The 12,552-nt window shown below is 67.8% G+C and carries 8 protein-coding genes and 1 pseudogene; 5 read left to right on the top strand and 4 right to left on the bottom strand.

Going from position 1 to position 12,552, the window contains the following annotated elements:
* Nucleotides 1-316 precede the first annotated feature (316 nt).
* On the top strand, nt 317-1,072 hold the full coding sequence (locus VKA86_17160; GenBank protein ID HKK72935.1) for a hypothetical protein: 756 nt from the start codon (nt 317-319) through the stop codon (nt 1,070-1,072).
* 137 nt (nt 1,073-1,209) lie between these two features.
* A complete protein-coding gene (locus VKA86_17165; GenBank protein HKK72936.1) occupies nt 1,210-3,138 on the top strand; it encodes a FlgD immunoglobulin-like domain containing protein in 1,929 nt (642 codons plus the stop codon).
* Nucleotides 3,139-3,150: 12 nt separating this feature from the next.
* On the opposite strand, the gene VKA86_17170 is transcribed toward VKA86_17165, so the two are convergent.
* From VKA86_17170 to VKA86_17185, 4 genes are all read right to left on the bottom strand, one after another.
* A complete protein-coding gene (locus tag VKA86_17170; GenBank protein HKK72937.1) occupies nt 3,151-3,723 on the bottom strand; it encodes a sigma-70 family RNA polymerase sigma factor in 573 nt (190 codons plus the stop codon).
* Nucleotides 3,720-6,086 carry a serine/threonine-protein kinase gene (locus VKA86_17175; protein HKK72938.1) on the bottom strand — a complete coding sequence of 789 codons (2,367 nt, stop codon included), beginning with the start codon at nt 6,084-6,086 and terminating at the stop codon, nt 3,720-3,722. Before VKA86_17175 ends, VKA86_17170 begins: the two co-directional genes overlap by 4 nt.
* 180 nt (nt 6,087-6,266) lie before the next feature.
* Nucleotides 6,267-7,328: a cohesin domain-containing protein gene (locus tag VKA86_17180; GenBank protein ID HKK72939.1), complete on the bottom strand. Its 1,062-nt coding sequence runs from the start codon at nt 7,326-7,328 to the stop codon at nt 6,267-6,269.
* Between the two features lie 304 nt (nt 7,329-7,632).
* Nucleotides 7,633-8,691, bottom strand: a complete 1,059-nt coding sequence (locus VKA86_17185) for a hypothetical protein (GenBank protein ID HKK72940.1) — start codon at nt 8,689-8,691, stop codon at nt 7,633-7,635.
* Nucleotides 8,692-9,591: 900 nt separating this feature from the next.
* On the opposite strand from VKA86_17185, the gene VKA86_17190 reads away from it, so the two are divergent.
* The 3 genes and pseudogenes from VKA86_17190 (at nt 9,592) to VKA86_17200 (ending at nt 12,416) form a co-directional block, all read left to right on the top strand.
* Nucleotides 9,592-10,752 (top strand): right-handed parallel beta-helix repeat-containing protein, encoded by a 1,161-nt coding sequence (locus VKA86_17190; protein ID HKK72941.1) that lies wholly within the window; start codon nt 9,592-9,594, stop codon nt 10,750-10,752.
* Nucleotides 10,753-10,942: 190 nt separating this feature from the next.
* Nucleotides 10,943-12,262 carry an IS1380 family transposase gene (locus VKA86_17195; protein ID HKK72942.1) on the top strand — a complete coding sequence of 440 codons (1,320 nt, stop codon included), beginning with the start codon at nt 10,943-10,945 and terminating at the stop codon, nt 12,260-12,262.
* A 34-nt stretch (nt 12,263-12,296) separates the two neighbouring features.
* Nucleotides 12,297-12,416 (top strand): annotated as a pseudogene (locus VKA86_17200) (IS481 family transposase).
* Nucleotides 12,417-12,552 lie beyond the last annotated feature (136 nt).

The raw sequence follows: 12,552 nt of genomic DNA on the forward strand, positions 1-12,552 counted from the left end.
CTTCTAATCCGACGGTCCCAGGTTCGAATCCTGGCGGGCGCGCCAATCCATCTCCCAGCGGTCTCGACGCCGCTCGAGCCACCGAACACACCGCGACGCGAGCAACATCCCGGCGGGAGACCCGCCCCGAGCCTCGACCCACCTCGCTGCCGCCGAACGCACCCGGCCGTCGACCACCGCGAATCCAACCGCTCGGCCGACACCTGCGGCGGACCCGGACCGGGCTTTCACTGCCCTTCCTCTCCCCGCCCGGGACACCCTGCAGTACAATCCCACACGTCCCCTCCCGGCCGCCCTCGCACCCAGGAGTCCTCTCGTGCGCACCGCCGGTCGACCGTCAGGCATCGGTCCGTTCCTCGTCGTCGCCGCTCTTCTCCTGCTCGCGCCCCTGTCCTCCTCCGCCCAGACCCCGTACTTCCGACTCGATCCGTCGGACGACGCGTCGTTCGAGACGCCGTCGGGTTCGACGCTGTCGCGCGACGTCACCGTCGACGAGACGCTGGTGACCGGAGTGGTCGCCACACGGATCGAGAACGAGGAGACCGAGATCGGCGGCAGCTCGCAGACCTATTGGAACTACTGGACCTTCGCCGACGGGCAGCTCTTCCTGCACGGTTTCTGGCGGCCGGTCGAGGGCTTCGGCCGCGTCTATGATCCGCCCTTGCTGTGGATCGACGCCGATCCGTCGGTCGGTGCTGCCTGGCAGAGCGAGGTCCAGGCCCTGGACTTCGTCACCGGCGACGCGACGTCGCAGGCCCGTCTCGACGTGACGGTCACCGCCGCGGAGACGATCGACGTTCCGGCCGGAACCTTCGACGTCCTGCTCTTCGAGTACGTGGACCAGCAGGTGATCAAGGGCGGCTTCGACGTGTTCGGGCGTCGGACCGGACTCGTCCGCCAGACCGAGCCGTCGCTGCCGCTGGCCTTCCGCGAGTGGCGTGCGGCCGAGACCGGACTCGTGCGGACGGCGTTCGGGGCGGACGCGGAATCCGACTGGTTCGAACTCGTCGGCGGGACCGTGGACGGGGCGGTCCGTTCGTGGGGTTCGGTGAAGAGCGGGTACGTGGACTGAGGCCGTGGGCGCGGGTGCCGGACGGGGCCGGCGATTTTCCGTGGCCCCGCTCCCGGCGATCCGTCGCGTCTTCCCGTGAGACCATCCACGACCTCGCCCCGGCGCCCACGCACGCCGGATTCCACGGGAGACCTGCCATGCCCTCGCTCGCGCGCCCGCTCGCCCTGCTCGCCGTCCTCCTCGCCCTGACCGCCTCGCCGGCCGCCGCCCAGACGGTCGTCACCTTCGACGCGCTCGGCACGGGCGACTCCTGGGGCTCGCTCGACGGCGACGTGATCGGAGACGTGGCCTTCGCCGAACAGGGGGTCGAGGTCACGCTCACGCCCTTCCAGGTCAGCGGGTCGCCGAGCTTCGGGTCGGCCACCATCGAGCCGTCGTTCGGACCGCCGCGGGACTTCTACGTGGGCAACATCGCGCGCCTCGCGCTCATCGGCCTGAACTTCGACTTCGTCGGCACGGGCAGCACGACCACCTTCGAGTACTTCGACCAGGGCGGTGCGGTGAACCTGCGCCTGAACGGCACGGGCTCGCTGATCATCGCCCCGGACTTCGCCAGTCTGCGCGGGCCGATCGGCGGTGGGGTCACGCTCGACGCCACCGAGGTCCTCGTTCCGGGCGGCGTCAAGGGCACGGTGACGCTCACCGGCGACATCAGCGAACTGACGATCGGCGGCGCGGAGCTGTTCATCGACGAGGTGCGCGGGGGCGGGCCCGGTGCGGACTCGGGCTACTGCGACCTCGCGATCACGCACGAGTCGCTGGCGCTGGGGACGCGCTATGGCGACGTGGCCGGCATGAGCCCGGGCGACCTGATGTTCGTGGAGAGCGACATCGAGGTCTTCGCGGCGGAGTTCTCCTCGGGCAGCGGCGGCACCGCCTTCGGCGACGCGGTGGTCGAGCAGCCTTCGATCGCCGGCTTCGGCAGCGGCAACGCCCTCACCACTCTGCGCCTGAACGGCGAGTACGTCTTCGAGGAAGGACCCTTCGTCGCCACGCAGATCCGCTTCGTGTTCCTCAGCCGCAGCGGGGTCGAGAACCTGGGGATCAACGGCGCGGAACCCTACGTCGGCAGTCTCGACAAGCTGCCGGTGGCCGTCGCGCCCGGCGTCGAGGCCACGGTGCAGGCCACGGACACGGGATCGTACGTCGTCGGCGAGGTCGTCCTGCGCGGACCGGTGCGCACGATGGTCCTCGGCGGCGAACAACTGACGGTCGACGAGTTCTGCGTCGAGCGCGGGCTGGCCGCGCCGGGCGACTGCACGCACGCCTCGGACAACGAATCACAGCCGCTCGGCGAGACCTGGGGGCGGAACGGGGGCCAGCAGCCGGGCGACTTCGTCTTCGACGAGAACGAGATCGGCGTGCGTGTCGAGGCCCTGGAAGCGGGCGGCTCGACGTCCTTCGACACGATCACGGTGGAGCAGGCCCGTTGCTCGGCGGCGAGCGGACAGGCCCTGGGCCTGAGCGGCGCCGGCGTGTCGTGGGACCTGCGGCGGATCACGCCGGTGGACTTCGCGCGCTTCGCCTTCTGCTGGTGCGGGGGCGCGACCACGCTCACGGTGAACGGCACGACGGTCGAGGCGGCCCTGCCCGACATCCCCGCCGACGCCTTCGCGCCCGACGCGCTGGTCGACGTCACGGTGACCGGCGTCGACGGCGGCTGCATCACCGGCGTGGTGCGGATCCTGGGCGATCTGGAGTCGGTCGGCGTGGCGGGCGAAGCCTTGCAGGTCGACGACTTCTGCGCCGTCGCCGCGGGCGCGGCCACGAGCGCAGACGCACCCGCGCCGCCCCGCGCGATCGTCGGCAACCACCCGAACCCCTTCAACCCGAGCACCACGATCGTCTTCTCGCTCGACCGCGAGGGACCGGCGGAACTGGCCGTGTTCGACGCCCGTGGGCGCCACGTGACGACCCTGGTCGACACGGCGCTCCCGGCCGGCCGCCACGAGGTGCGTTGGGACGGTCGCGACACGGCGGGCCGTGTCGCGGCGTCGGGGGTCTACTTCGTGCGTCTGTCGGGAGCGGACGTGGGGCAGGCCCATCGTCTGGTCCTGCTGAAGTAGACCGCGCGGGGCTCAGGCGTCCGCACCGAGTTCCTTGCGCAGCCACGCCCGCGCGAGTTGCCAGGTGCGCTTGACCGTCCGCGGCGAGGTCCCGAGCGCCGCGGCGGTCTCCTCGACGCCGAGCCCCGCGTAGTACCGGCACTCGACCACGCGCGCCGCGCGCGGGTCGAAGCCGGCCAGGGTGTCGAGGAGATCGTCGATCGCCACGATCTCGTCGATCTGATCCTCGCCGGTCACCGGCAGCGACACGGTGAAGGTCACCTGCACCTGGTCGCCGCCGCGTTTCAGGCGACGACGTTCGCGCGCGTGGTCGACGAGCAGGCGCCGCATGGCCATGGCGGCCACCGACAGGAAGTGCTGACGGTTCTGCCACTCCACGCGGTCGTGGTCGACCAGACGCAGGTAGGCCTCGTGGACGAGCGCGGTGGGCTGCAGCGTGTGCCCGGCCCGCTCGGTGCGCAGTTGGCGCTGCGCCATGGCGCGCAGTTCCTCGTACACCAGCGGCAGGACGGTGCCGAGTCCGGAGTCGTCGGCATCGCCCGCGTGCCAGCGGCGCAGGAAGGTGGTCACGGCGTCGTTGGTCACGGCGACTCGCTCCCCTCGGCCCCGCCGACGGCGGGCGTGCGGGCGCGGGCGAGCAGGGTGCGGATCTCTTCGGCGCGGGTGTCGTCGTCGTAGCGCGCCAGGTGGATCCGGAGGGCGCGCTCGAGGAAGGGCGTGGCTTCGTCGCGGCGCTCGCGGGCGAGCAGCATGCGTCCCAGTTCGAAGGCGGATTCGCCGACGTAGGGGTGGTCGTCGGGATACGACGCCCGGTCGATGTCGTGGCTGCGGAGCATGGCGTCGATCGCATCGTCGATCCGCTGCTCGCGCTCGAGCGCCAGCGACAGGTTGTAGTAGCCGCCGGCCAGCCGTGGGTGCTCTTCGCCGAGCGTGCGTTCCCAGATCCCGATGGCCTCGCGGAACAGGGCCTCGGCCTCGTCGGTGCGCTCGAGGTCGAGCAGCGTGCGGGCGAGGTTGTTCATGGTGTTGGCCACGCGCGGGTGGGTGGGGCCGAGCAGCTCGCGGCGGGCCTCGAGGGCCTGGCGCAGCAGCGGTTCGGCCACCTCGGGCTCGTCGCGTTGGAGGTACGAGGCGCCGAGGTTGTTCAGGCTCTGCACGGTCTCGGGATCGCGCGGGCCGAGCACCTCGCGGCGGATGGCGAGCGCGGCCTCGTCGAGCACGAGACCCGAGTCGATCCGGCCGGTCGAGAACAGCACGCCCGACAGGTTGTTCAGGCTCTCGGCCACCTGCCGGTGTCGTTCGCCGAACAGGCGCCGCCGCATGGCGAGCGCGTCGCGGAAGTTCGTCTCGGCCCGGTCGAAACGGCCGAGGTACTGGTTCACCGTGCCGAGGAAGTCCAGGCTCGCGGCCAGGTCGGGATGGTCGTCGTACAACGAGCGCCGCAGTTCCACGCTGCGCTCGGCGAGCGGCGCGGCCTCGTCGTACTGGCCCAGGTTCACCTGCAGGCGCGCGAGCAGGTGGGCGAAGCGCGCGGCCACGGCGGGCTGGTCGTCGAGGCGCTCGAGCATGGTCTGCTGGTTCAGGCGCAGGAAGTCGCGCACGCGCAGGGTGTCGCCGCGGACGGGGTCGCCGGCGATGGGATCGGACACGTCGAACATGTCGATCACCAGCGACTGCACCTGCTCGGCGCGGTCGCGCTCGAGCCGGATCTGTTCGGCCTGCTCGGCGATGCGGTGCGACTGCACGGCGGTGGCGACGCCGGCGCCGAGGACGGCCACGAGGGCGACCACCGACAGCACGACCGTGGTGCGATGGCGGCGCACGAACTTGCCCACCGTGTAGAACACCGAATCGGGATGGGCCTGCAGGGGCAGACCGCGCAGGTGGCGATCGACGTCGTCGCTCAGGGCCAGGGCCGAGTCGTAGCGCTGGCCGGCATCGGGATGCATGGCGACGCGCACGACCAGGTCGAGGTCACCGCGCAGTTGCCGCGCCCGGTCGGGGGCGGCTTCGCTCGGCCGGGGCGGGCGCGCGCCGACGACGGCGGCCAGCAGGCCCTCGCGATCGCGCGTGCCGTCGTCGATGGGATGGCGGTCGGTCAGCAGCAGGTGGAGCAGCACGCCCAGGCCGTAGACGTCGACGGCGGTGGTGACCATCTCGCCGCGCACCTGTTCGGGACTGGCGTACTGCGGGGTCATGGGCACCAGGCCGGTGAGCGTGCGCGGCGAGGTCTCGGGATCGGGATCGAGCAGCTTGGCGATGCCGAAGTCCAGCAGCTTCACGCGGCCGTCGTGGGTGACCAGGATGTTGCTGGGCTTGAGGTCGCGGTGGACCACCAGCGCGCGGTGGGCGTGGTGGACGGCGTCGCACACGGCGCGGAACAGGCGCAATCGTTCGCGGATCCCCAGCGCGCGCTCGCGGCACCACACGTCGATCGGCACGCCGTCGACGTACTCCATCACCAGGTACGGCCGGCCGTCGGCCAGCACGCCCACGTCGAGCATGCGCGCGATGCCCTCGTGGTCGAGGCTGGCCAGGATGTTCTGCTCGGCCCGGAAGCGCGCGACGATGTGTTCGGTGTCCATGCCGCGCTTGATGACCTTCACGGCCACCTGCCGCGCCACGTCGGCCCGGGTGTCGTCGGCGAGGTGGACCACGCCCATGCCGCCCACGCCGATCCGCGCGCCGATGCGGTACGGACCGATCGTGGTGCCGATCAGGTCGTCGTCGATCTCCGGAGCTGCGGCGCCCCGATCGGAGACGAGGGCGTGCACGTGCGCCTCGGGGATCTCGAGTTCGCCGTCGGTGTCGTGGGCGTCGAGCAGCGCGCGCAGCTCGTCGCGGAGGTCGGGGTCGACCTCCTGCAGTTCGCGATCACGCTGCGCCGGAGGAAGCTCCACCAGACGCTCGAAGTGCGACGAGATGTGTTGCCAGCGTCGGGGATCCACGGGACCGGAGGGCGCGAGAAGTGGGAAACGGGCGAGCCTCCATGATACCGCGAATCGGCGGGGTGTGGGGTGTGGATCGGGCAGCCGGGCTTCCCGGGGATCGCGCGGCGGCGCCTCGGGGCGAGCGGCCGACCGTTCCGGGTGCGGTCCGACGAGTCTTCGAACGGCCGATGGTCCCGTCTATTGCCCGAACCGCGCCTTCAACGACCCGAACGACGACTGCTCGCTGCGCACCGGGTCCTGGGTGATGGCTCCGCGGACGGTGCGGGTCGCGGAGGGATTGCAGGGTCCGAGATTCCCGGCCTGCACCCAGCACTCGCGCATCTCGAGGACCACGTCGGCCGTGCCGGGAGCCAGCACCTCGAAGGCCAACTGCAGGAGCGCATCTCCACCGAGGTCGGGAAGGCTCGACGCCCCGAGCAGTTCGCTGGTCTCGGTCGCGCCGGCCACGATCTCGATCTCGCCGGGAGCGCGCTCCGTGAAGGAGACGGACCAGTCGGGTGCGGCGCCCCCGGTCGTGACCCCTTCGAAGGACAGGATCGACGGATCGAAGCGCAGCACACCCTCGACTCCGAACACCACGCGCGGCCAACAGTGGAAGCCGTTGGCCTGCTCCACGTAGTCGGACGTGAACGGCAGGCGCACCGTTCGCCCCACCTGGGCGAGGCGCTCGGGCATGCTGTAATAGTGCTGCTCGAAACAGCCGCCGGAGGGATTGAGGATCAGGCAGCCATCGGGGTAGTTCGTCGGCCCCCTCGGAACCCCGAAGGAGCGGGACTCCCCCGCGCAGTCGACGTAGCCCGGGACGTCACCGAAGCTCGAGGGTTCCGGGGCACGGAGGCACAGAACGGTGTCGAATGGAATAGGCGCGAGCGGGAACAGCCGGAGCCGGACCAGACGGACGAAACTGCCTGCCGTGCATTCCGAGAGCGAGACGATGTAGTCGAGGTCGGAAAACGGGGCGGCATCGGTGCCCGCGGCCAGCAGTTCGGTCCCCAGAACGAACAGACCGAGTGATTGCAGACCCGCGATCCCGACCTCGTACTCGGCGATCCCGCCCGGAGGATCGGTGACGACCACGTACACCTCGAAGGGAACGAAGGAGGTCACGTTCATCGCCGCGGCCCGCCCGCGGGGATCGGGCGACAAGGTGATGTCGCCGGGTTCGGGCTGGAACTGCGCAGATGCGGGAAGGACGGACAGCAGGACGAGGAGCAGGGCACCGGCGGTCGACCGCATCACGGAGTTCGTCTCCCGATTCGTGGAGCGCGAGCCTTCGGGTTCGCAACAGGGCTCGGCGCGTGGAGCGAGAGTAGCAGAAAGTTTCGGGGGGGGGGGCAACACGGTGGTTCGGCACTTGCGGTGCTTCCGGTACTTCCGCCGCTTCCACCGCGGAACATCCCCAGGCGATCCCCAACCCCGTCACTTCCACCGCGGAAGTGGGGCCTGGAAGAACGACGCCTCGGGTCCGCCGATGGCCCGCACCGACGACTGCCCGAACCCATGGCCCGAACCGACTGGCCGCACCGACGACTTCCTGAACCGACTACTGCCCGAACCGCGCCTTCAACGATCCGAACGACGCCCGGTCGTTGCGCACCGGGTCCTGGGTGACGGCCCCGCGGACGATGCGGGTCGCGGAGAGACTGCAGGGGCCGGGATCCCCGGCCGTGACCCGGCACTCGCGCATCTCGAGAACCATGTCGGCCGTGCCGGGGGCCAGGACCTCGAAGGCCAACTGCAGCAGAGCGTCACCACCGAGGTCGGGTAGGCTCGACGCTCCGAACAGGTCGGTGGTCTCGGTCGCGCCCGCCACGATCTCGATCTCGCCGGGCGCTCGTTCGTCGAACGACACCGGCCAGTCGGGCGCGGCGCCGCCGATCGTGACGTCGTCGAAGGACAGGATCGACGGGTCGAAGCGCAGGACACCCTCGACCCCGAACACCGATGGAGGAGTGCACTGCGGTCCGCCGGGCTGGGGCACGACGTCGGACGTCAGCGGAATGCGCACCGTGTCCCCGGGCTGTGCGAGCCGTTCCGGCATGCCGTAGAAGGTCTGCGGGTCGCAGCCGACGGTGGGGTCGAGGATCAGGCATCCGTCCGGATCGAGACCCCCGTCGGTCAGGCCGAAGGGACGAGGAGCGCCGGTGCAGTCGTAGTAACCGGGGCTACCGTCGAAGCTGGAGAGAGTCGGTCCCCCGAGGCAGAGCCGGGAATCGGCCGGGAGCTGCTGCGCGGCGAGAAGGGTGAGCCGGATCAGCCGTACGAAGCTACCGGCAGCGCACTCGTAGAGAGGGACGACGTAGTCGAAGTCGCCCGCAGCGACGTCGAGACCAGCGGTGACGAGTTCGTTCTCGAGGACGAAGAGATCCGGGACCGACGAAAGCCCCTCGATCGCGACCTCGAAGTTCGAGATCCCACCGGGAGGATCGGTGGCCACCACGTAGAGTTCGAAGGGAACGAGGGGCTGGACGTCCATCGCTCCCACGCGTCCCCGGGGGTCGGGTGACAACGTGATGTCGCCGGGCTCGGGCTGGAGCTGGGCGGACGTGGGGAGGGAGGACAGCAGGACCACGAGAAGGGCGCCGACGGTCGACCGCTTCAAGGAACTCGACTCCCGGTTGGTGGAGCGTGAGCCCTCGGACTCCACGGGGGCTGTCTGCATGGGAGCAGAGTAGCACGAGGGGATGTCCGCGGTACGGGTTCCACCTCTTCCTTCGGAACGACCGTCGATGCCGTCAGCTGGCACAACAACGATGGTACGGCTGCCTGGACATCGATCAAGATCGTCCCCAAGCAGGATGGGGTTCCGGACCTGTCGACGGTTCTCTATTCCGCAAGCGGGGTGATGGGATCGTCCGATGCTGTGGTGCAGCAATTCTGTGACCCTGCACCTGTCAGTGCGGGCTCGGACCTCTTCGTCGTGTTCGAGTATCCGCAGGCCTTGCGGACGCACCGTGGCCTCGGAGGCGGGCCAGGAATCGGCGTCCACGCGTCCCCGGAATCGGACGACGGAGCCCTGATCGGAATCGGCGGTGAGGACTGGGTCGGATTGCCCGACGGCGTCGACCTCGCAATGTCCGTTTCCGTTACCGAGGGTGGTCTAGGACGGTCAGTGATCGGTACGGTCGGCGGCGGTGACGCCTCGCAAGTCGCCGAGATCCAGTATCGGACTGGGCTGGAGAGCGTCTTCCCGAATCCCGCCAACCCGATGCTGCAGGTGCGGTTTGCTCTGGAATCCGCCGGCGAGGCGACCGTACGGGTGTACAATGCTCGAGGGCAGCTCGTACGGACGCTCGTGGACGAATGGCTGCCCGTGGGCCAGCACCACGTCCGGTGGACTGGAGTTGACGAATCCGGTCGCGGCGTAAGCAGCGGTGTATACTTCGTTCAGTTCAAGTCCGCGAATCATAGCAGTCAGGACCGGGTGACTCTGGTTCGGTAGAACAGAGGGTGCGGCGCCGTAGGGCGCCGCAGCCGTCACAGCCGGCGAGGAGAGTGAGTAGTGCTGCGACAGAAGTTCATGGTAGCGATCCTTGTCTTGGTGATGGCGGCAATTCATGCGGAGGCCGCCACGATTCGTGTTGAGCAAGACGGCAGCGGGGACTTCACCGAGATCTCCACGGGGATCCTGGCGGCGGCTCCTGGGGATACGGTCCGAATAGGTGCCGGGTGGTATCAGCAGTCAGTACCGCTATCGACAGGGGGAAACACCGAAGAAACCTATGCTGCCGTGGTTGTTGATTCACTCACGATAGTCGGAGAGGGTCGCGACGATGTGATTATTGGGCCCGCTGAGCCGGACTTCACCCTTCAGGGCCCGTGGGGGTTCGCCCTGCTTCAAGGCGTGGTGACGCACGTACGAATTGAGTCCGTCACCGTTGTCAACGTCAAGCGCGCGATCGAAGCAAGTGGCAGTGTAGTGGCAACGGACCTTGCGATTCGGGACTGTGAGTCCGGATTCTTCTTCACCTTCGCTTTCGGTCTTCGCGTTACGAACGTCGAAACTGATCGTGTACGGTTCCCGGTCCTCGGCGGAAGTCAAGCATCAGACATTGTGATCCGAGACTCTGTGTTTCGCTCCTGTGAACAAAGAGGTGTGAGTCTTACGAACGGGGCCTCAGGTGTTGTAATTGATGGCTGCGAACTCGTAGATTGTGCTGTGATCTTGTCATTTGGGTCGTCTGCGACGATGCAGGCGACGGCCGTTCTAGGTGAGGCCTCTGTAGCGCTATTTAATGGGTCGCGATTGGAGATGAACAACTGCATTGTTGGTTCGGGGTTCGGTAACCTCGAGATCACGGGGAACAGCGAGATCTCTGGTGCGAACAATGTGTTCCGTGGCGGTTCCGTTCAGACGATTCGCCTATCAGGACCTATGAGCACAGCGACGATTACAAATAGCCACATCTTCCGCGTGGACGGGTCGCCTGTCGTTGTCGCCGAGGCATACCGTTCTGAGCCCGTCCAGATCGATCTCCGCGGCAACTGGTGGGGGACCACGAACGCGGATAGTCTGCGGGCGTGGATCATTGACGGCGACGACCTCAGCAACCCACCGTTCTTCGAAGAACTCGCCGAAGTCCTCTTCGAACCCTTCGCGCTCGGGCCGGTGTCGGGCAACTCGGAGAGCATGGGTACGTTCAAGGCTCGGTTCCGGGACTAGCCCCAATTCGTCGAAAACCGACATGAAGAAAGGCGGCATCTCTGACGAGAGCCGCCTTTCTCCTTGAGATCTGGCCACGATCGCGGCAGAAAGGAGTTGCCTACTTCTCGAGACCCCGCGTGTCGAAAGGCCACCCTCAGTGAGACGAAGAAAAGCGGATCTGGCCCGCCGTGTCAACGCCCCTCTCGCCTTGGATTTCACCGCCGATCAGCTGACCTCCTACGCCGGTCTCGAGATCGTCGGCCAGTATCTGCAGCGCCTGGATTTCTCCCGCAGGCTGCGCCGTCACCCGGGTCCGCTGGAACTGCGCGGAGACTTTCCCGTCGTTTCCATCGTCCGTCTGCTGTTGGCCATGCTCCTGGCCGGCGCGCGTCGTCTTCGCCACGTTGGCTACCTCGACGGCGATCCCGTCGTCGAGCGTTTCTGCGGATTGAAGACCCTTCCCGCCGACCGCACGCTGTCGCGATGGCTGAGTCAGTGCACCGCGCCGGTGCGTGCTGCGCTACGATCGTTGCAGGTCGAACTACTCGGACTCACCCTCGGAGAGCTTCGTTTGCCTCGGCTGACCATTGACGTCGACGGCACCGTGCTTTCGACGGGCCTGACCGTCGAGCGGGCACGCCGTGGCTACAATCCTCATCACCGCAAGGTGCCCAGCTACTTTCCGATCACCGCGCACCTCGCGCAGACCGGCCACGTGATCGGTCTGAAGAACCGCGCAGGCAACGTGAACGACGGCAAGACCGCACTGCCTTTCCTGCGAGACGTCTTCGCCGATCTGCAGGAGGTCAGTCCGGGCTCGAAACTCGAGATCCGCATGGATGGGGCCTTTTTCCGGCGAGATCTGCTGGTCTGGCTCGAGTCGCGCGCGGAGTACGCGATCAAGGTCCCCTTCTACCGATGGCTCGGCCTGAAGGAAATCGTCCAGAAACGGCGACGCTGGAAGCGGGTGGCCGAAGACCTCGACGGCTTCGAGGTCGTCCTGCCGATCGAGGCCTGGGGGATCGAGCGGAGAGTGGCGATCTACCGCAAGAAGGTCTGGCACAAGAGCCCGAAGAACTACCAGTTCGATCTCTTCGACCCCGACGACGGGCACTACGAGTACTCGGCGCTCGTGACGAACAAGACGGTCGGCGTGAGCGCGCTGTGGGACTTCATGGCTGGACGCGGAGCGCACGAGAAGGTGCTGTCGGAACTGAAGGGCGCCTATGCCTTCGATGCGATTCCGACACACGACTACGCCGCGAACAGCACCTGGCAGATCCTTTCGGTGATGGCGCACAATCCCATGGTGAGCTTTCAGATCGACGCGGGCGCAACGCGTCGACGAGCGACGGCGAAGCGGTCGCCGCTCTTCGAGCTGCGGCGCATGGCGACGATGAGATTCGAGTGGGTCTGTCGAGCAGGGCTCGTGCAACGGCCACGAGGTCGGGCGACACTCAGGATGGCCCGCAGCCTACCCGCCCGGAGGACCGTCGAACGACTCGTCCGAGGCCTCCAGGCGGCGTGAGTTTTTGACGAATCGGCGTTAGCGGTGGGAACAGCTCAACGACATCGAGCACACGAAGACCAAGGTGAAGAGCCCGCAGACCAACGGGATCTGCGAGCGCTTCCACAAGACGATCCTCGAGGCATTCTACCAGGTCGCCCTGCAACGGAAAACCTAGACGTCTCTGGAAGAACTGGGTAGGTCCACGGTTTCCTTGGACACCAATCTGCGAGATCCTGGGATCTCACAGGAGGTGAGCATGAGTCGAGGAAAGGAACGGCAGGACCGTGGCCGATGGAGTTCACGGCGGA

This window comes from Candidatus Krumholzibacteriia bacterium (genome assembly GCA_035268685.1).
Lineage (GTDB): Bacteria > Krumholzibacteriota > Krumholzibacteriia > JAJRXK01 > JAJRXK01 > JAJRXK01.